20 protein-coding genes are annotated in these 19,614 nt (G+C 63.6%); 8 read left to right on the forward strand and 12 right to left on the reverse strand.

Annotated features, from left to right (window positions below; translation table 11 throughout):
* Window positions 1-97: 97 nt before the first annotated feature.
* The 6 genes from C8J36_RS01575 to C8J36_RS01600 all read right to left on the reverse strand — a co-directional run bounded on the left by C8J36_RS01575 (window position 98) and on the right by C8J36_RS01600 (window position 6,185).
* Window positions 98-1,426 (reverse strand): aspartate aminotransferase family protein, encoded by a 1,329-nt coding sequence (locus C8J36_RS01575; RefSeq protein ID WP_062592157.1) that lies wholly within the window; start codon window positions 1,424-1,426, stop codon window positions 98-100.
* A 369-nt stretch (window positions 1,427-1,795) separates the two neighbouring features.
* Window positions 1,796-2,137 carry a metalloregulator ArsR/SmtB family transcription factor gene (locus tag C8J36_RS01580; protein ID WP_062593309.1) on the reverse strand — a complete coding sequence of 114 codons (342 nt, stop codon included), beginning with the start codon at window positions 2,135-2,137 and terminating at the stop codon, window positions 1,796-1,798.
* 120 nt (window positions 2,138-2,257) lie between these two features.
* Window positions 2,258-2,998 (reverse strand): HugZ family protein, encoded by a 741-nt coding sequence (locus C8J36_RS01585; protein ID WP_132531883.1) that lies wholly within the window; start codon window positions 2,996-2,998, stop codon window positions 2,258-2,260.
* A 97-nt stretch (window positions 2,999-3,095) separates the two neighbouring features.
* Window positions 3,096-4,145, reverse strand: a complete 1,050-nt coding sequence (gene choV / locus C8J36_RS01590) for a choline ABC transporter ATP-binding protein (protein ID WP_062592159.1) — start codon at window positions 4,143-4,145, stop codon at window positions 3,096-3,098.
* Window positions 4,142-4,987: a choline ABC transporter permease subunit gene (gene choW / locus C8J36_RS01595; RefSeq protein WP_132531886.1), complete on the reverse strand. Its 846-nt coding sequence runs from the start codon at window positions 4,985-4,987 to the stop codon at window positions 4,142-4,144. Before choW ends, choV begins: the two co-directional genes overlap by 4 nt.
* A 241-nt stretch (window positions 4,988-5,228) precedes the next feature.
* Entirely contained in the window at window positions 5,229-6,185 is a 957-nt protein-coding gene (locus C8J36_RS01600) for a choline ABC transporter substrate-binding protein (RefSeq protein WP_132531889.1), read from the reverse strand.
* A gap of 401 nt (window positions 6,186-6,586) precedes the next feature.
* Between C8J36_RS01600 and C8J36_RS01605 the strand changes: the two genes are divergently transcribed.
* From C8J36_RS01605 to C8J36_RS01615, 3 genes are all read left to right on the forward strand, one after another.
* Complete coding sequence (locus C8J36_RS01605; RefSeq protein ID WP_062592165.1) at window positions 6,587-7,168, forward strand: thymidine kinase; 582 nt, start codon at window positions 6,587-6,589, stop codon at window positions 7,166-7,168.
* Between the two features lie 74 nt (window positions 7,169-7,242).
* Complete coding sequence (locus C8J36_RS01610; RefSeq protein WP_245506451.1) at window positions 7,243-7,617, forward strand: cytochrome c family protein; 375 nt, start codon at window positions 7,243-7,245, stop codon at window positions 7,615-7,617.
* Between the two features lie 111 nt (window positions 7,618-7,728).
* Window positions 7,729-8,862 carry a DUF2333 family protein gene (locus C8J36_RS01615; RefSeq protein WP_132531895.1) on the forward strand — a complete coding sequence of 378 codons (1,134 nt, stop codon included), beginning with the start codon at window positions 7,729-7,731 and terminating at the stop codon, window positions 8,860-8,862.
* A 9-nt stretch (window positions 8,863-8,871) separates the two neighbouring features.
* On the opposite strand, the gene C8J36_RS01620 is transcribed toward C8J36_RS01615, so the two are convergent.
* The gene (locus C8J36_RS01620) at window positions 8,872-9,897 is read right to left on the reverse strand and encodes an extensin family protein (protein ID WP_132531898.1); all 1,026 of its coding nucleotides are present in this window, start codon (window positions 9,895-9,897) and stop codon (window positions 8,872-8,874) included.
* 351 nt (window positions 9,898-10,248) lie between these two features.
* Here C8J36_RS01620 and C8J36_RS01625 point away from each other — a divergent pair, with 351 nt between their 5' ends.
* From C8J36_RS01625 to queF, 3 genes are all read left to right on the forward strand, one after another.
* Window positions 10,249-12,438, forward strand: a complete 2,190-nt coding sequence (locus tag C8J36_RS01625) for an anthranilate synthase (RefSeq protein ID WP_132531901.1) — start codon at window positions 10,249-10,251, stop codon at window positions 12,436-12,438.
* A gap of 246 nt (window positions 12,439-12,684) precedes the next feature.
* A complete protein-coding gene (locus C8J36_RS01630; RefSeq protein ID WP_132531904.1) occupies window positions 12,685-13,653 on the forward strand; it encodes a cation diffusion facilitator family transporter in 969 nt (322 codons plus the stop codon).
* Window positions 13,650-14,114, forward strand: a complete 465-nt coding sequence (gene queF, locus C8J36_RS01635) for a preQ(1) synthase (RefSeq protein WP_132531907.1) — start codon at window positions 13,650-13,652, stop codon at window positions 14,112-14,114. Before C8J36_RS01630 ends, queF begins: the two co-directional genes overlap by 4 nt.
* A 40-nt stretch (window positions 14,115-14,154) precedes the next feature.
* Here queF and C8J36_RS01640 read toward each other — a convergent pair whose 3' ends face one another.
* Both C8J36_RS01640 and C8J36_RS01645 read right to left on the reverse strand, forming a co-directional pair.
* Window positions 14,155-14,973 (reverse strand): DUF2076 domain-containing protein, encoded by an 819-nt coding sequence (locus C8J36_RS01640; RefSeq protein WP_132531910.1) that lies wholly within the window; start codon window positions 14,971-14,973, stop codon window positions 14,155-14,157.
* A 206-nt stretch (window positions 14,974-15,179) separates the two neighbouring features.
* Window positions 15,180-15,764 (reverse strand): HupE/UreJ family protein, encoded by a 585-nt coding sequence (locus tag C8J36_RS01645; protein ID WP_132531913.1) that lies wholly within the window; start codon window positions 15,762-15,764, stop codon window positions 15,180-15,182.
* A 275-nt stretch (window positions 15,765-16,039) separates the two neighbouring features.
* On the opposite strand from C8J36_RS01645, the gene C8J36_RS01650 reads away from it, so the two are divergent.
* Window positions 16,040-16,621, forward strand: a complete 582-nt coding sequence (locus C8J36_RS01650; protein WP_062476226.1) for an ATP-dependent Clp protease proteolytic subunit — start codon at window positions 16,040-16,042, stop codon at window positions 16,619-16,621.
* Window positions 16,622-16,675: 54 nt separating this feature from the next.
* On the opposite strand, the gene C8J36_RS01655 is transcribed toward C8J36_RS01650, so the two are convergent.
* From C8J36_RS01655 to C8J36_RS24730, 3 genes are all read right to left on the reverse strand, one after another.
* The gene (locus C8J36_RS01655; protein ID WP_132531916.1) at window positions 16,676-17,068 is read right to left on the reverse strand and encodes a type II toxin-antitoxin system VapC family toxin; all 393 of its coding nucleotides are present in this window, start codon (window positions 17,066-17,068) and stop codon (window positions 16,676-16,678) included.
* Window positions 17,068-17,343, reverse strand: a complete 276-nt coding sequence (locus tag C8J36_RS01660) for a type II toxin-antitoxin system prevent-host-death family antitoxin (protein ID WP_132531919.1) — start codon at window positions 17,341-17,343, stop codon at window positions 17,068-17,070. The genes C8J36_RS01655 and C8J36_RS01660 overlap by 1 nt, the downstream gene beginning before the upstream one ends.
* A gap of 82 nt (window positions 17,344-17,425) precedes the next feature.
* A complete protein-coding gene (locus C8J36_RS24730) occupies window positions 17,426-17,662 on the reverse strand; it encodes a hypothetical protein (RefSeq protein ID WP_165914919.1) in 237 nt (78 codons plus the stop codon).
* 189 nt (window positions 17,663-17,851) lie between these two features.
* Here C8J36_RS24730 and leuA point away from each other — a divergent pair, with 189 nt between their 5' ends.
* Complete coding sequence (leuA, locus tag C8J36_RS01665) at window positions 17,852-19,561, forward strand: 2-isopropylmalate synthase (RefSeq protein ID WP_132531922.1); 1,710 nt, start codon at window positions 17,852-17,854, stop codon at window positions 19,559-19,561.
* Window positions 19,562-19,614 lie beyond the last annotated feature (53 nt).

The raw sequence follows: 19,614 nt of genomic DNA on the forward strand, positions 1-19,614 counted from the left end.
ACGCATCGCGTCTGCCGTTCGGGTGCCGTCCGGATGCTGGTCCAGCTTCATCCGCGTCCCGCAGCGGTGAATTCCCACGGGACGCGGAGAAGGTTCGTCAGATGCCGGTCTCGAGCACGGTCCGGATACCGGCGACCAACTCGTCGATCTGCGCTTCGGTAATGATCAGCGGCGGGGAAAGCGCGATCGTGTCGCCCGTGGTCCGGATCAGCAGACCGTTTTCATAGGCCTTCAGGAAAGCCGAGAAGGCCCGCTTCGTCGGCTCTCCGGCGATCGGCGCAAGTTCGATGGCGCCGATGAGACCGATATTGCGGATGTCGATGACATGCGGGCAGTCGCGCAGCGAATGCAGGGCGTTTTCCCAATAGGGCGCAAGCGTCGCGGCGCGGGTGAGCAGGCCCTCGTCGCGGTAGGTGTCAAGCGTGGCGATGGCGGCGGCCGAAGCGATCGGGTTGCCGGAATAGGTGTAGCCATGGAAGAACTCGATCATGTGCTCCGGGCCCTGCATGAACGCATCATGGATCTCCGACGTCACGAAAACTGCGCCCATGGGAATGACGCCGTTGGTCAGGCCCTTTGCCGTGACGATCATGTCCGGCATGACGTCGAAATATTGGGCTGCAAACGGCGTGCCGAGACGGCCATAGCCGGTGATGACCTCATCGAAAATCAGCAGGATGCCGTGCTTGGTGCAGATCTCGCGCAGCTTCTGGAGGTAGCCCTTCGGCGGAATGAGCACGCCGGTCGAGCCGGCAACGGGCTCGACGATGACGGCGGCGATCGTCGAGGCATCGTGCAACGTGACGATGCGCTCCAGTTCGGAGGCGATATCGCCGCCATGCTCGGGCTCGCCCTTGGTAAAGGCGTTCTTGTCGGGCATGTGGGTGTGCGGCATGTGATCGACGCCGCTGAGAAGCGTGCCGAACATCTTTCGGTTCGAGACGATGCCGCCGACCGAGATGCCGCCGAAGTTGACGCCGTGATAGCCGCGCTCGCGACCGATGAGACGCGAGCGCGCGCCGTCGCCCTTCACCCGGTGATAGGCCAGCGCCACCTTCAGCGCCGTATCGACCGATTCGGAGCCGGAATTGGTGTAAAGCACATGGTTGAAGGCGTCCGGCGCGATATCCACCAGACGGTTGGCAAGTTCGAAGGCCTTGGGATGGCCGAGCTGGAAGGCCGGGGCGTAGTCGAGTTCGCCAGCCTGCTCGCGGATGGCTTCGGTGATCAGCGGGCGGCAGTGGCCGGCATTGACGCACCACAGCCCCGCCGTGCCGTCGAGAACGGTGCGGCCATCATGCGTCTTGTAATGCATGTCCTTCGCCGAGACGAACATGCGCGGTTCCTTCTTGAACTGCCGGTTCGAGGTGAAGGGCATCCAGAAGGCGCGCAGATCGTTGGGCGTGGCGTTCAGGCGGTTCGACATGACGGTCTCCATGGCCAATAGGGCCATCTGGCGTTTGAGCTGATCGGCGATTTTTATCCGATGGTCAAACTACCAGCGGGCCAGAGGGCGTCAAGGCATGCCGCATGTGTTGCGTGCCGTCACAACCCTACTTCGCGCAGGCTGCCGTATCCCGGTTGCAGGATCGGGACTCGCAGCGTAACTGCCATCTTACGGCACAAGAGGCGCCTGAACGAAAAAAGCCAGGAACCTCCCTGATTCCTGGCTTCCTCGCACTTCTCAGTGCCATCCCGGAAACGACAGGGATGGGTATTTTTACGTGTCGACCCGCAGGCTGCAGGCGGCATCCGGTCGCGGCATCTGCCGGTCCGCACCGCCCGTCGCGCGGTATCAGGCCGAGCGGCGACGCGGCTGCGCTTCGTCCTTGGCGTCCGGTGCGCCGTAGATCTCCGACAGCATCGAAAGAACCTTCAGAACGGACTCGGACGAAGACGAGTAGTAGATCGTCTGCGCATCGCGGCGTGTCGTTACAAGGCTTTGCGCCCTCAGCTTCGACAGATGCTGCGAAAGTGCGGACTGACTGAGACCGACCTGAGCGGCCAGCGCTCCGACAGCCATCTCGCCCTTGACCAGCTCATTCAGGATCAGCAGCCGCTTCGGGTTGGCCATAGCCGAGAGAAAATCCGCAGCAACCTCGGCTTTTTCATGCTGGTGGGGAGGAATTGTTTCCATGCCATACTCCATGCGACGTCTTGGCCCCACCCATCTCGGTGCGGCTAGAATACGACAATTAGGCATGACGCATAAAGGGAACAACAGCCCTATGCGAGATTTCGGGGTACCTGTGGGGAGTTAACGGTAAAGTTTTACGAACATTGCACGGAGCGCGTCGGTGTTTTCAACCTCTCGGGGAAAGACCACCCGATGGAATGCGTCTCCCAGTGCAAGGTCGATTCCCTCCGCGTCGATTGCGGTCACTTGCCAGGCCGCAGTAACAGGGCCGCGATCGTCTGCAAGCAGATGTGCCACAGCATCTTTGTTGCTGTTCAGTTCGTCAAGAAGGGACGCCTCGGCCGCCGCGATTTCTTCCAAGGCCGATGAGGCGATCAAAAGGTCGTCTGCCGTCAGGGCGTAGGCCCGCCCGAAGCCCGCATTGAAGCTCGCGCGCAGCGGCACCAGGCGAAAGAAGAGAAAATCCGGAAAGTCGATGTAAAGCTCGGCCTTGGGATGACGCCGGAGGAAGCGGTCTCGCAGACGCGTGTGTCCTAAGTCCGCCTGCGCGATCGGTTCGGCTTCGCATTGCACGGTGATCCTCGGATGGGCGAGGGGATCGCCCTTGCCGCTGCGTCCGGCCAGCAGCGAGCATCTGCCGTCCGCGAGCAGGGCCTGCGTGTGCGTGGCGAGGCGCGAGGCGAGGATGACGGGTGCTGCATCGATGTCGAAACCGAGAAGGACACGGCTGACGAAGGGAAAGCCGTCGCCGTCCGGCTCGAGAACGCCGATCGCCGCGCTTCGCTGTTCGCGTAGAACGAGGCGGGCCAGTTTGCGGGCCGCATCGTCCGTCTCGCGCAAGACTTTTGGTTTTTCCGCCATGCTTCCCCGCATCCTCGACGCTTCATCGGCCGCACGTGCGTGCGATCGATTCGGCCGAGCCTACAGGGGAAAACCGGCTTGTGAAGACGCTGGGGCGTCAGGGACGCGTTCGATGCCGGGTCAGGCCCTCGATCACGTCCTGTGCGTCGATCGTGCCGATCACGGCGCCGTTTTCGACGACGCCGATCGAGCCCGGCTGGCGTGTCATGGCGTCGAGAATGTCGATCAGCGGCGTGTCGGGCGAAGCCGTCGCGCTGACACCGCCGGGAGAGGGGCGCTGCCCGAGACCGCGCTGCATGACGTCGGTCGCGGTCAGCATGGTGATCGGGTTCATGTGCTGGACGAAATCGGCGACATACTGGTTGGCGGGGTTTTTCACGATCTCCTGCGGCGTTCCGCACTGGATGATCCGCCCGCCTTCCATGATGGCGATTCGATTGCCGATGCGAAAGGCTTCGTCCAGATCGTGGCTGACGAAGAGAATGGTCTTCCTCAGGCGGCGCTGGAATTCGAGCAACTCGTCCTGCAGACGGGTGCGGATGAGAGGGTCGAGGGCCGAGAAGGGCTCGTCCATCAGAAGAATGGGGGCGCCGGTGGCAAAGGCGCGGGCGAGGCCGACGCGCTGCTGCATGCCGCCGGAGAGTTCCTGCACCTTTCGGCCGGCCCACTGCGTCAGGTTTACCAGCTCCAGCTGCTCGCCGACGCGGCGGCGGCGCTCGCCATCGGGCACGCCCGCCAGTTCCAGGCCGAAACCGACGTTGTCCTCGACGGTCCGCCATGGCAGGAGCGCGAATTGCTGGAACACCATGGAGACGGTGTGCTTGCGGAAGTCGCGCAGGGCTTTCGGCGTGGTGCGATAAGGATCGATCGTGCCGCCGCCGGTCTTCACGCTGACATTGCCGCGCACGACGGGGGCGAGCCCGTTGACCGCGCGCAGCAGCGTTGACTTGCCGGAGCCGGACAGGCCCATCAACACGAGGATCTCGCCTTCGCGCACCGTCAGCGATGCGCCGGCGACGCCGAGAACGAGGCCCGTGGCCGTGCCGATCTCGTCGCGGGTCTTTCCGGTATCGACCATCTGCAAGGCCCGCTCGGGGCGGTCGCCGAAGACGATATCGACATTGTTGAAGATCACGGCATCTCTCATGCGCCTTCTCCTTCGTCCGAGGAGCGGAAGAGGCGATCGAGGATGATCGCGAGGATGACGATACAGAGGCCGGCCTCGAAGCCCTTGGCGACGTTGACCGTGTTCAGCGCGCGCAGCACCGGGACGCCGAGGCCGTTGGCGCCGACGAGGGCCGAAATGACCACCATCGACAGCGACAGCATGATCGTCTGGGTCAACCCCGCCATGATCTGCGGCATGGCGAAGGGCAGCTCGATCTTGTGCAGCACCTGCGACGGCGTGGCGCCGAAGGACACGGCCGCCTCGGTCAGCGATGGCGGGGTCGAGATGATGCCGAGCCGGGTCAGGCGAATGGGGGCGGGAATGGCGAAGATGACGGTGGCGATCAGCCCGGGAACCATGCCGAGGCCGAAAAGAATCAGCGCCGGAATGAGATAGACGAAGGTCGGGATGGTCTGCATCAGGTCGAGCACGGGGCGCATGAAGGCGTAGACCCAGGCGCGGCGCGCGGCGGCAATGCCGAGGGGAATGCCGATCGCCATGGAAACGACGCTGGCCGCGAGCACCAGCGCCAGCGTCTCCGTCGTTTCCTTCCAGTAGCCCTGATTGATGATCAACATCAGGCCGAGCCCCGTAAACAGCGTGACGCCGATCGACCGGCGCAGCCACCAGGCGAGCACGGTGACGAGACCGACGACGACGAGGGGATGGGGATATTGGAGAACGAAGAGGATCGCCGAGACGACGCCCGACAGGAAACGCGAGAGCTGGTCGAAGAACAGGCTGAAATTGGTCGTCAACCAGTCGACGAAGGCCTTTGCGCCCTGGCCGATGGGAACACGGTGTCCTGTCAGAAAATCCATGCGGGATCCTCTCCTGAAAGAGTGACGGATGATACGACATCGATCGCCTGGACATCATGGACCGCAAGAGCGCGGATCGCAAAGCCCGGACCGAAAAAAGACGGATCTTGGGAGACGAGGGCTTGGGTAAGCCCGAATGCCGATCTGAAAGCAGAGAGACAGGGAGCCCTCGTCTTGAAGGCCCCATCATCGAGGCTTGTGCGCAAAAGGCGGGGTTTCCCCCGTCTTTTGCGCATTCGCATCAGAGGCCGAGTGCCGCCTTGACGGCCGGCAGGCCGTCCTTGCCGTCCAGCGTCGTGACGCCGGCGAGCCAGGGTTCGATGACGGTCGGGTTGGCCTTCAGCCATTCCTTCGCCGCGGTGCCGGGCTCTTCGCTGTCGTTGAGGATCTTGCCCATGATATGGTTTTCCATATCGAGGTTGAACTTCACATTGGAAATCAGCTTGCCGATATTCGGGCATTCCGCGACATAGCCGGCGCGCGTGTTGGTGTAGACGGTCGCGCCGCCGAAGTTCGGGCCGAAGGTCGAGTCGCCGCCGGTGAGATAGGTCATCTCGAAGCTCGAGTTCATCGGGTGCGGCGCCCAGCCGAGCCAGACGACCGGCTTGCCGTCCTTCTCCGCCCGTGCGACCTGCGACAGCATGCCCTGCTCGGAGCTTTCGACGATCTCCATGCCGCCCATGCCCATCTCGTTCTTCTCGATCAGCGTCATGACGAGGCGATTGCCGTCATTGCCCGGCTCGATGCCGTAGATCTTGCCGTCAAGCTCGTCCTTGTGCTTGCCGATGTCGGAGAAATCCTTGATGCCGAGCGCGGCGCCCTTGGCATTGGTGGCGAGCGTGTACTTGGCGCCTTCGAGGTTGGCGCCGAGCGATTCCACCGTCTTGTCGTCCAGATAGGGCTTTACGTCCTTCTCCTGCGCCGGCATCCAGTTGCCGAGGAAGACGTCGATGTCCTTGTTCTTCAGCGACTGGTAGGTGACGGGAACCGACAGCACCTTGATATCCGGCGTGTAGCCGAGCGCCTCGACGACGGCGGCGACGGTTGCCGTCGTTGCCGTGATGTCCGTCCAGCCGACATCCGAGAAGCGGACGGTGGCACAGCTTGCCGGGTCGGCGGCAAAGGCGGTTCCGGTGCTCAGCGCAGTCAAGGAAACGGCGGCGGACAGTGTGAGAAGGCGGGCGAAGTTTCTGGTCATTGGTTTTTTGTTCCCCTGTTATGACGTCAGAAAGAGCGTCGGATCCACAGCAAGTTCAGATCCGACAGTCCGGTCAGTGTATTGCGCTCTCGAACTCACGCGGCCCCTGATGCGACAGCCAATGTCGCAATGGCGCATTCCATGATCGCGATCGACATGAAAGGGCCGCGGATCGGAGCGCGCCGTCGGGCCGGCAGGAAGACGGTCGAGCGTTCACGCTGGGCAACATAAGGCATCCGCTTTCGAAGGCAAAGGTGCCAGAGGCAAGAATGGCCGGAGCGCACTGGTCAAATCTCGTCCGGTCAGGCATGAAGCCGCCGGGTACGCCGAGGTGGGCTCCACCGCGCGACGCGCACCGAGACCCGAGGGGCGCCCTCAAAAAACCCGGAAGGATCGTCGGCATGGCAAAGCTCTATTTCCACTACGCCACGATGAATGCGGGAAAATCGACCCTCTTGCTGCAATCCTCCTACAATTACGAAGAACGCGGCATGCGCACGGTGGTTCTGATCGCGGCCTTCGACGATCGCGCCGGGGAGGGACGCGTTTCCTCGCGCATCGGCCTGTCGTCGGATGCCATCACCTTTCGCGTGACGGACGATCTCTATGCGCTGGTCAAGGCGGCGATCTCGCAGACGGATGCGGCCTGCGTGTTCGTGGACGAGGCACAGTTTCTCAGCGAGGCGCAGGTGTGGCAGCTTGCCCGGGTGGCCGATCGGCTCGGCATTCCGGTCATGGCCTATGGTCTGCGCACCGATTTCCGCGGCCAGCTGTTTCCGGGATCCGCAGCGCTGCTCGCGATCGCGGACGAGCTGCGCGAGGTGCGCACCATCTGCCATTGCGGCCGCAAGGCGACGATGGTGGTGCGTCTCGACGGTCGGGGCCGGGTCATGCATGAGGGCGCACAGGTCGAGATCGGCGGCAACGAGAAATACGTGTCTTACTGCCGTCGGCACTGGGACGACCGGATGCGGGAAGAGTAACGTCTGTCCGATTTCTTTCACGGGAGCGTGCCATGCGCATCGCCTTTGCTTTCTGTCTCATGATCACCCTTCCCATGCTTGCCGGCGCCGCCCAGGCGGGAGGCCCCAGCACCGGCCCCGCGACCGGCACGGGCGATGCGGAAGCCGGTGAGCGTGTGTTTCGAAAATGCGGCGCCTGTCATACGGCGACCGCGCCGGAAAACCGGGTCGGACCGAGCCTTCAGGGTGTCGTCGACCGGCCGGTCGCGCATGTCGAAAACTATACATATTCGGATGCGATGCGCGCGTTCGGGAGCGACGGCAAGGTGTGGGACGAGGCGCGGCTCTCGACCTATCTTGTCGCGCCCCGCGCCATGGTGCCGGGAACGCGCATGAGCTTTGCGGGTCTGAAATCCGACAAGGATATTGCCGATGTGATCGCCTATCTGAAGGGGACGGCTGCGCAATAAAGCGCGAGGCGGGCGGAAGCCGGTTGTGGCGGATGGCTGCGACGCCTATGTCAGGCTGGGCAGAACGCCCGGCCATCGTCACCCGGCCATGATCACAAGGAACACGCCTCCATGCTCGAACCGGTCGTCGCGTTCTTCCAGCGCCTCTTTTCAGCGATCGGTCGGGGCTTAGGCATCGCCGTTTCCTGGCTCCTCTATCCCTTCGTCACCTTTGCCGGCTGGTTCCGGTCGAGCGGCGGCTGGATCGTCAAGGGTCCGGTGGCCGCCATCGTCATCCTGTTCGCCGGGCTCTATGGCTATTTTCTCTTCACGACGCAGGCCTGGACCAATTTCGATCCCGACTACGTCAACCGGTATAATTTCGCGGAACGCAAGACCGATGCCGGCCTGCCGGTGAAGCTGGCGCCGGGTGCGGCCGCGCCGGCCACGGCGACCTGCGAGCGCTCGGCCATCGTCGATGTCGCCTCGGATCTCATCGATTTCAATGTCGACGAGAACGCCTGGATCTCCTCCATGCTGCTCTACAAGGTCGGCTTGTTCGGCATGGACTGGGATCACACCCCGTTTCTCGACAACAAGGCGTCCTTCCAGCGCGGCGTGAACCAGGCGATCCGGCGCACGACGGTCGAGCTGGTGGATTCGCTCGGACGCGTACGGGGCACGTCGGGTATCAACGAGAACCTGCAGAAGGCCCGCAGCAACATGCAGTTCGATGAGGGCGCCTGGTATTTCGGTCTCGACCCGTTCGGCCCGAAGACGCCGACGCCGAGCTTCTATCGCTCCGCCAAGCGGGATCTGCAGGCGTTCAACGACAGCCTCGTGAAATGCGAGGCGACGTTCGACGGACGCGCCGACAATCTGATGGAGTTCATCGACCGCATCTCCAACGATATCGGCAATACCTCGGCGATGATCCGCGAGCGCTCGGAAAATTACGATGGCGGCTGGTTCGACACGCGCGCCGACGACCGGTTCTGGTTCGCCTATGGTCAGCTCTACGGCTATTACGGCGTCATGGCGGCCGCCGGCGCCGATTTCGACGGCGTCATTACCCAGCGCGGGCTGGCCCCGATCTGGGCCGAAAGCCTGAAGCAGCTGCGTGCCGCTCTTCGCATCCAGCCGGCCATCATCTCGAACGGTCGCGAGGACGGCTGGATCATGCCGACGCACCTGGCGACGATGGGCTTCTACATCCTGCGCGTCCGGTCCAACCTCGTGGAAATGCGCGACATCCTCTCTCGGTAACGTCAGGGATCAGCGGCAGTAACGGTAATTGCCGCGCCGCTGCAGCACGTCGAAATGCAGATGGTTCTCGTGCGCCTCGTCGCTGCCCGGATCGAGCACCGTCTCGAAATAGAGGCAGCCGGTGGCCGTGACCGCGCGCTGAAAGGCGCCGGAGAGCGTTCCGTCCTCGTCGCGCGGCTGGATCGCGATCGACTCGCCGTTCTTGAAGGTGAAGGAGGCGATGTCGATCGCGTTGCCGCGGGCGTGCTCGGAGATCTTGCCGGTGGAGGCATTGTTGCGCAGGCGGCAGATATAGCTCGAGGCCTGGTTGATGGTCTTCAGCGCGCCATCCTCCGACATCGCCACGCGTGCCGCCGGTATCACCGCTTCCTTCGTCCAGCGCGCGAGTTCCAGAGCCGCCTCGCAGCGCAGCGTCGCCTCCGGCGCAAGCTTGATGCCGGGCAGGATTTCGGTCACGGAAATCGGCTTGTCGATGCCGCAGCCCTTGCCGTCGTCGATGCGCGGCTTTTCCGAGAAGGTCACGCCGAGCGCCTTGAGGTCCGTCAGGCACTGCGCATAGGCGGCCGGCTCTTCTGGCGTGATGACGAGTTCGGCGGACGGCGTCGTGGTCTTCGGCTCGGCCGGCTTTTCTCCCGGCTTTGCGTCACCGGATGCCGGCTCGGCTGGTGTCTTGCCCGGTGCGGCGGCATCGGGATCTCCGGGCTTTTCAGGCTTTTCAGGCTTTTCAGGCTTTTCCGCCTTGTCGCCCGGATCTGCCGGTTTGGTCTCCTCGCCGGGTTTCGTCTCCTGAGCGGGCGGGACAGGTTTTGCTTCGGGCTTGGGAACCTCGTCCGTCGCTGCCGGTTCTACCGGCTGTCCGTCCGTGCTCGTCTGATCGGTCTCTTTCGCCGGCGCCTCGGACGGGGCAGCCTGCGCCCCGGCGTTTGCAGGCTTGGTCTCCGGCACGGGACCCGCTTCCGGCAGGCCGGCGCCGGTCAGGATCAGCACGGCCGGGAGGATCATCAGGGGGAAAAGCAGCGGAAGACGTCGACGCATCGGGGACCCATCCAGTTTCTGTCGGCGCTTCGGCCGGTCACTGTGAACTAGGTGCGACACGGCCGGCGGCGAGGGTGGGTCGAAGCGTTTGCCGTCGGGTGTCGCGCTTTCGCCACGGTGCCGCGTCGCGGGGCCTGCTTTTGCCGTGCTTGCCGCTTGCCAGACGGGCCGCCGCGCGCTAACAGTTTTTCATGATCAACGCACGCATCCTTTCTGTCTGGTGGTGGGCTCGCTAAAGCGGCCTCGATCAGTCCTGCGTGATGGATTTTTACGATAAGCCGCCCGGAATTTCGAGGCGGCTTTTTTGCATTCTGGCCGTGCTCGTTTTCCGAGCCAGAACGGAGCGAACGAATGTCGACGACCAAGCTTGAAGACGGTGCCGAAGCCTATGTGACGCAGGGCGGGATCAGCGTGACGCGCCGCCGGCGCGAAGCGTCCTATGCCGATGCGATCTCGACCTATGTCGATCAGCTCGACGAGCGCCGCGGCGCCGTGTTCTCGTCCAACTACGAATATCCCGGCCGCTATACGCGCTGGGATACGGCGATCGTCGATCCGCCGCTCGGCATTTCCTCCTTCGGTCGCTCGCTCTGGATCGAAGCCTACAATGCGCGCGGCGAAGTGCTTTTGGCCATCATTGCCGACCATCTGAAGGGTGTGAAGGACATCACCCTGGGAACGCTGGCCGTGCGCCGGCTGGACCTGACGATCGACACGCCCGACCATGTCTTTACCGAGGAAGAACGCTCGAAGATGCCGACCGTCTTCACGGTGCTCAGAGCCGTGACGGCGCTGTTCTTCTCGTCCGAAGATGCAAGCCTCGGCCTCTATGGCGCCTTCGGCTACGACCTCGCATTCCAGTTCGATGCCATCGATTTCACGCTGAAGCGTCCGGACGACCAGCGCGACATGGTGCTGTTTCTTCCGGACGAGATCCTCGTGGTCGATCACTACGCCGCCAAGGCGTGGATCGATCGATACGATTTCGCGCTCGGCGACCGCTCGACGTTCGGCAAGGCGGGCGATATCCCGGCCGAACCCTTCCGCGTCGTGGACAGCATTCCGCCGCATGGCGACCATCGGCCCGGCGAATATGCCGAGCTGGTGACGAAAGCCAAGGAGAGCTTTCGGCGCGGCGACCTGTTCGAGGTGGTGCCGGGGCAAAAATTCTACGAGCGCTGCGAGAGCCGCCCGTCGGAGATTTCCAACCGGCTGAAGGCGATCAACCCGTCGCCCTATTCCTTCTTCATCAATCTCGGCCATCAGGAATATCTGGTCGGCGCGTCGCCGGAGATGTTCGTGCGCGTGTCCGGCCGCCGCATCGAGACCTGCCCGATTTCCGGCACGATCAAGCGCGGCGACGATCCGATCGCCGATAGCGAGCAGATCCTGAAGCTGCTGAACTCCAAGAAGGACGAGTCCGAGCTGACCATGTGCTCCGACGTCGATCGCAACGACAAGAGCCGCGTCTGCGTGCCCGGCTCCGTCAAGGTCATCGGCCGGCGCCAGATCGAGATGTATTCGCGGCTCATTCACACGGTCGATCACATCGAAGGCCGGCTGCGCGACGACATGGATGCCTTCGACGGCTTCCTCAGCCATGCCTGGGCGGTCACGGTGACCGGCGCGCCGAAGCTCTGGGCGATGCGCTTCATCGAAAGCCACGAGAAGAGCCCGCGCGCCTGGTATGGCGGTGCGATCGGCATGGTCGGGTTCAATGGCGACATGAACACCGGGCTGACGCTGCGCACCATTCGCATCAAGGACGGTATCGCCGAAGTACGGGCCGGCGCGACGCTGCTCAACGACAGCGATCCGCATGAGGAAGAAGCCGAAACCGAACTGAAGGCCTCCGCCATGATCTCCGCCATTCGCGATGCGAAATCCGCCGCCAAGGGCAAGCAGGCCCGCGACGTCGCGCCCGTCGGCGCCGGCGTCAACATTCTGCTCGTCGATCATGAGGACAGCTTCGTCCACACGCTTGCCAATTACTTCCGCCAGACGGGCGCGACCGTGAACACGGTCCGCTCCCCCGTCGCCGAGGAACTCCTGGACAGGCTGAAGCCGGACCTCGTCGTCTTGTCGCCCGGTCCCGGCCGGCCCAAGGATTTCGACTGCAAGGCGACGATCAAGAAGGCGCGGGCGCGCGATCTGCCGATCTTCGGCGTGTGCCTCGGCCTTCAGGCGCTGGCGGAGGCCTATGGCGGCGATCTGCGGCAGCTCGCCGTGCCCATGCACGGCAAGCCGTCGCGCATTCGCGTGCTGGAGCCGGGCCTCGTTTTCGCCGGCCTCGGCAAGGAGGTCACCGTCGGGCGCTATCACTCGATCTTCGCCGACCCCTCGACCCTGCCGCGCGACTTCATGATCACGGCCGAGAGCGAGGACGGCACGATCATGGGGATCGAGCACACAAAGGAGCCGATCGCCGCCGTGCAGTTCCATCCGGAATCCATCATGACGCTCGGTGGAGATGCCGGCATGCGGATGATCGAGAACGTGGTGGCGAACCTCGCCAAGCGCGCCAAGGTGAAGGCCGCCTGACAACGGGCCTGCGCTGCATTTAGGGTCTTGCATGCCCGTGCCTTTTCCGCGAAAGGGTGCGGGCATTATCGTTCGAGCACATTTGCGGGACGTGACGCCCCCTTGTGTTCGGGGCGCGCGGCGACCCGCACAGATCAGGCATTCCAGAATCATCCGACGTTCAGGGCGTCTCGCCGTCACCGATGGCGTGGCGTTCCGCGTCAACGGCATGAGAGGTCGGCGGGGCTGCCGACCGGAGGTTCATCCATGACGACGACCAGCACCATCAACCGCGCCCAACGGCTCGCCTTCTGGACCATTCCGCTGTCGCTTCTCGTGCTCGGCATGAAGCTGGCGGCGTGGTGGTTCACAGGCTCCGTGGCGCTGCTGTCCGACGGTCTGGAATCGATCGTCAACGTCGTTGCCGCCGTCGTCGCCTTCGTGGTCATCGGCTATGCCGCGAAACCCGCAGACGACGACCATCCGTTCGGACATCACAAGGCCGAGTATTTCTCCGCCGTCATCGAGGGTGTGCTGATCGTCGTCGCGGCGCTCCTGATCGTCTACGAAGCCGTGCCCGCCGTTCTTTCGCCCCAACCGCTCGAGGCGCCGGCCCTCGGGCTTGCGATCAACCTTGCCGCCGGTGTCGTCAATGCGGTGTGGGCGACCATTCTGCTGCGCGCCGGCAAGGCGTTGCGCTCGCCGGCGCTCTTGGCCGACGGGCACCACATCATGTCCGATGTCGTCACCTCGGGCGGGGTTCTGGTCGGCCTCGTCCTGGCGATCGTCACCGGCTACACCATCCTCGATCCGCTGCTCGCGGTCGTCGTTGCGTTCAACATCCTGTTTCAGGGCTGGAAGGTCATCGCCGGCTCCATCAGCGGCTTGATGGACCGGGCGGTGGAAACGGCGGAGGATGCGGAGATCCGCGCCGCCATCGCCGCGAACGCTTCGGGCTCCCTCGGCGTCCACGACCTGAAGACGCGGCAGGCGGCTTCGGTGATCTTCGTCGATTTCCACATGGTGGTGCCGGCCAACATGACGGTCGGGGCGGCGCATGAGATCTGCGACCGCATCGAGGACGCGATCCGTGCGGTCAACGCTGCTGCCAAGATCGCCATCCACATCGAGCCCGAGAGCGAAAAAGCCCACGGCATCCGCGTGAAGGTCACGCCCAACCGCGACGATCGCGGCCTTGTCGACGCAAGGCGGCCAGCAGAAGGAACAGACGAATGAGCAAGACCGACGTTTCCGGACTGTCCATGCTGGGACAGGCCGTGTCCGGCGCAACCAACCCCGACGAGGCCGTGCTGGAGCGCGTGCCGAGCAATCATTCCGGTACCGACTTCGTCGTGCGCTTCACGGCGCCGGAATTCACCTCGCTCTGCCCGATGACCGGGCAGCCGGATTTCGCCCATATCGTCATCGACTACGTGCCCGACGGCTGGCTGGTCGAGTCGAAATCGCTGAAACTCTTTCTGCATTCCTTCCGCAATCACGGTGCGTTCCATGAGGACTGCACGCTCGACATCGCCAAGCGTCTTGTCGATCTCCTGTCGCCGAAGTGGCTCCGGATCGGCGCCTACTGGTATCCGCGCGGTGGCATCCCGATCGACGTGTTCTGGCAGACGGGCAACCCGCCCGAAGGCGTCTGGCTGCCCGACCAGGGTGTGCAGCCCTATCGCGGTCGCGGCTAGGGCCTGTTCCGGTCAATGCGGGCCTGACAGGCGCTCCGGCTCAGACATCCATCGTGTCGTCGCCGCTAAAATCGGCGTCGACATCGTCGTTGGGCGACGGATCGAGATCCGCCTGCTGCCAGCCGTCATTATCGGCTGCGCCGTTCTGGTCCGGGGCGGCGTCAGGCGTTGTGTCCGAGGCCTGCGTCACCGCATCGTCGCCGTAATAGTTGTTGATCGTGGTCTCTTCGATCGGTGCGACGGTCTCGGTCGCGCCGCCAAGGCCGAGCGACGACATATGGTTGCCGAAAATGCCGCTGAGCGAGTTGGCGAGCAGCATGCCGCCCGCAACGCCCGCGGCGGTGCCCATGGCGCCGCGCAGGAAGCCGCCGCCTGACGAGGCTTGCGGTGGTGCCTGATACGGCGGCTGGTAGGGCGGGTTGGACGCAGGATAGGCTGTCCGTGGTGCGCTTCCTGCGCTTCCCCACGGTCCTCCGGCGGCTGGGCGATCGGGCTGGTAGGCCTCGCCGCTGCGATTGCCGTCCGGTCTCGGCTGCGGCTTTTCGGACGATCCGAAGAGCGAACCGAGAAAACCGCCCGAGGCGCTTTCGCTTGGCGCGTGGTCGCGTCTGGATTCCAGTTCGTGGAGACGCTCTTCGGTGCGACGGAGCTGGGCTTCGAGGGCTTCGATCCGCTGGGCTGCGGCCTCAAGGCCTTTTTCCTGAACGATGACGGCTTGCGCAAGATAATAGGGCGCCGAGGGCTGGGCGCGGACGGCCTGATCGATCAGGGTTTCGGCCTCCCGGTCGCGCGGCGTCGAGGCGGCGGTGCGGACCCGTTCGAAAAGGCCGCTGAGAAGGGATTGTTCTTCCGGTGACATGGTCGTCTCCCAAGCGTTGGATCATATGGAAATGATATCGTCGCTTGTCGGTTCCTCATGGATCGGTCTCGCGGCAGGACGCCGCCCGATCCACGCTGGCAGGGATGCCATGTCATCGACTACAGTCCGCAAATCCGGCTTTTCAGGGCCGGATCGTGGGGGGGCGGAGAAGTTTTTTTCAGATGCGCGTGGCGCCGGGCAGGCGATCAGCCGGTCACGATGAGCGCGGCACCTGCGACGGCCGTCGCCACGCCCAGCGCCCGCGAGACGATGCCGGAATTTCCCAGGCGGCCGATGAACATGCCAAGCCCGATGCCCGCCGCATGCAGGGCGGCGGTGGACAGCGCGAAGCCGAGACCGAAGGGCAGGGCGCTGGCAGCGCCGATCTCGCCGCCATGCGCATAGCCGTGGAAGAGGGCGAAGAGGCCGACCACACCGGCACCGGCCGCAGCCGGCATCCGCACCGCCATCGCGACCAACAGGCCGAGCGCCACGATGGAGGCGAGAATGGCGGGCTCGACGAAGGGCAGAGGCAGGCCGGAGAGCGCGAGTGCGAAGCCGAGGCCCATGGTGACGACGAAGGCTGCGGGCACCGCGAGACGCGCGCGGCCGCCCAGCTGTGCCGCCCAGAGGCCGACGGCCACCATGACCAGCACGTGATCGAGGCCCGTCAGCGGGTGGGTGATGCCTGCCATCATCGATCCATGTTCGCTCGGGTCGAGATGTGCGAAGGCCGGTGCGGCGGACAGGGCGAAAGCCGCGACGGCAGCGGCGAGAAAGCGACGTGTCATGATGGTCCCCTCGGTTCAGGGCGGCGAAGTGGATCGGCTTGGGAGGCGCCCCGCGGTTATCGTTCGAACCCGCATCCTAATCCGCCGTCGCGCCCTGTCCATACGGCAAATGCCCCGGGCAAGGTCGAAAGCCCGGCTCTTAACCATGGTGAAGGCGCACGTGTCTGCCGAGCCGCGTCTCTGTTGCCGCGGCTCGTGTGTTTGTTGCATTGTCATCGCGGTCGAGTCGCCTTATCTGAGCGGGTAGACACCTGAAATTTCGCGGGAGACAGCGGATGAACGAAGACGAGGACGACAAGAAGACGGAACTGCCCCTGGGCAAGGAAACTGAGGCGAACCTTTTCAAGTCGCGCTCGATTTTCATCTATGGCCCGATCAACCAGGAACTGGCGCAGAAGGTCTGCTCGCAGCTCGTGGCGCTCTCGTCGGCCAGCGACGAAGACATCCGCATCTTCGTGAATTCGCCGGGCGGCCACGTCGAATCCGGCGACAGCATTCACGACATGATCAAGTTCGTGAAGCCGAAGGTCTGGATCATCGGCACCGGCTGGGTCGCTTCCGCCGGCGCCCTGATTTACGTCTCGGTGCCGAAGGAGCAGCGCCTCTGCCTGCCCAACACGCGCTTCCTGCTGCACCAACCTTCGGGCGGCACGCGCGGCATGGCATCCGACATCGAGATCCAGGCACGCGAGATCATCAAGATGAACGAGCGCCTGAACCGGATCTTCTCGGAAGCAACCGGCCAGCCGATCGAAAAGATCGCCAAGGACACGGATCGCGACTACTGGCTGTCTGCCGAAGACGCCAAGAGCTACGGCCTGGTGTCGCGGATCGTCACGAACGTCGCCGACATCTGAGCCGTCTTTTCTGGACGCATTCTGGACCCCGCCGCTTGCCGGCGGGGTTTTTCGTTATGGGGTGGCGGTTGCCGAGAGCGGATGGGCGGCCAAGGCGCGGTCGATGGTGACGAGCCGCATGCGCTCTATGGCGCATTGGGCGAGCAGCAGCCTGTCGAACGGATCGCGGGTCGGCGGCTCCGGCGAGATGGTGTGGAGGGCGTGATGCTCGTTGATGCGGAGAAGCGTCAATCCCGCCTGCCTTGCAGCGTCCGGAAGACCGTCCAAAGGGGTACGAAGCGGAAGCTTGCCGATCCGCGATTTGATCGCAATCTCCCAAAGACTCGCCACGCTGACATAGAGGGCACCCCGTTCGGCTTGGACTTCATGCCGGATCGCGGCCGGGAGCTGCTCGGAGCGACCTTCGAGCAAAGCGATGAAGATCTGGGTGTCCAGAAGACGCGGCATCAACTCTTGGTCGGAAGCGGGAGTGGCGTGATCAAAAAGTCTTCGGGCAGCGGGTCATCGAAATCCGCCGGTATCTCCCCAAAGAAATGGGTGATACCCTTTTCGCGCTTGTAGGCTTCCAGCCTCTCCCAATCGATGCCGACCTTTTCTTTCGCCGGAACAAGCTCCATGACCGGTTTGCCATCGCGGGTCACGGTGAAGCGCTCGCCGTCTTCGACGCGGCGGGCGAGTTCGGTCAGGCGGTTCTTGGCGTCTCGGATCGGGATCGTGGTCATATGGATATTGTAGCGGCAAATTAGAAATTTGCAATTTGTGCGCGGCCAGCGTTCGACCGGAAGAGGGAGCTGCGGGCTCGCGTCAAACGTTGCCTTCCACAGGCGCAATTGCCTTTTTCTTCATCTGGCCTTGCCCTTTCTTTCGGCGCCGGGTATAGAGCCCGACATGTCGAAGAACAGCGCCAAGATCATCGAGCAGTTTTCCCGTGGACGGACCGTCGTTCGCGATCGCTCGCGCGCTTTCACCTCGCTTCTTCTTCTCGGCCTTACGCGCGGTTGCCGGGTTCTTTAAGGAGCGCCCGGTGGCCGACAAGCCCACCGGCACAGCTCCTTAGCCTCCGCTAGAATCCGACGTCTCCGCAGCCTTTTCCAGAATTTGGCTCAGCATTGCCATCGTCAACCGGCCTCCGATCGGTTATGGCAGCACGCGCGACGTTTCACCGTGACAGCGATCTGGCCCCGCATATCCTCCCGTATGCCGGACGCTGTGAAGTCGAAGAGAACCGAAATGATCCTGAAATCCCATACCGTCAAACAGGGCATGCCCTCGGCCGCCGTCAAGTATCAGTCTTATCCGCAGGTGCCGATCACCGACCGCACCTGGCCGTCCAAGACGATTTCGAGCCCGCCCATCTGGTGTTCCGTCGACTTGCGCGACGGCAACCAGTCGCTCGTCGATCCCATGGGGCATGACCGCAAGGCGCGGATGTTCCAGCTGCTGGTCGACATGGGCTTCAAGGAAATCGAGATCGGTTTTCCCTCGGCGTCGCAGACCGACTTCGATTTCGCCCGCTGGTGCATCGAAGAGGGCAGTACCCCGACGGACCTGTCCCTGCAGGTGCTGGTGCAGTGCCGTCCGGAACTGATCACGCGGACCTTCGAGGCTCTGGAAGGTGCCAACAAGCCGATCGTGCATTTCTATAACTCCACGAGCGAGCTGCAGCGCCGCGTGGTGTTTGCCAAGGACGTCGCCGGCATCAAGCAGATCGCCACGGATGCGGCCAAGATGATTGCCGATATGGCGGCGAAGGCCTGCGGTGACTTCCGGTTCGAATATTCGCCGGAGAGCTTTACGGGTACGGAACTGGAGGTCTCGCTGGAGATCTGCAATGCCGTGGCCGAGATCATCAAGCCGACTGCCGAGAACAAGCTGATCCTCAACCTGCCTTCGACGGTCGAGATGTCCACACCGAACATCTATGCCGACCAGATCGAATGGATGTGCCGCAACCTCGACAATCGCGAGAACCTGATCATCTCGCTGCACCCGCACAACGACCGCGGCACCGGCATTGCCGCTGCCGAACTCGGCCTGATGGCGGGTGCGGACCGGGTCGAGGGCACGCTGTTCGGCAATGGCGAGCGCACCGGAAACGTGGATATCGTCACGATGGCGCTGAACATGTTCACGCAGGGCGTGGATCCGCAGATCGATTGCTCCGACATCGAGCGGATCAAGGATGTCTACGAATATTCCAACCAGATGGCGATCACCGAGCGTCACCCCTATGTCGGCGAGCTGGTCTATACCGCCTTCTCCGGCTCGCACCAGGATGCGATCAACAAGGGCATGAAGGCGATCAAGGTCGCCAACAAGCCGCAGTGGGAAGTGCCCTATCTGCCGATCGATCCGCGTGACGTCGGCCGTTCCTATGAGGCGATCATCCGGATCAACTCGCAGTCGGGGAAAGGCGGCATCGCCTATATCCTGCAGGAGGATTACGGCATCAACCTGCCGCGGCCGCTGCAGGTCGAATTCCGCGAGGACATCCAGCGGATCACGGACGAGCAGGGCAAGGAGATGCCGTCGAAGGCGATCTATGCGCGGTTCCTGGAGCGCTATATCGAGCAGCCGGGTGCCCGCATCCGCTACGTCGATCACACGACGCTGCCGCTCGGCGAGCATCGCGGCGCGCGCATCGTGCAGGCCGAGATCACCGACCGTGGCGAGACGAAGATGATCGAGGGACGCGGCACGGGTCCGATCGACGGCTTCATCAATGCGCTGTCGCTCTATCTCGGCGTCGATATCTCGGTTGCCGACTATTCGGAGCATTCGCTGCAGCAGGGCTCGAACGCAGCCGCCATCGCCTATGTCGAGGTGCAGTACGAGGGCGGCAAGCTGTTCGGCGCCGGCATCAACACCAATATCGTCACCGCATCGCTCGAAGCGATCGTTTCGGCGGCAAACCGGGTGATCGAGGAGCAGGCGATCTGATCGCCAGAGCCTGATCCTGCGCCTGATGCTGCGACGACATCGACCCCCGGCCG

Origin of the sequence: Rhizobium sp. PP-F2F-G48, assembly GCF_004342335.1 — a bacterium.
Classification (GTDB): domain Bacteria; phylum Pseudomonadota; class Alphaproteobacteria; order Rhizobiales; family Rhizobiaceae; genus Ferranicluibacter.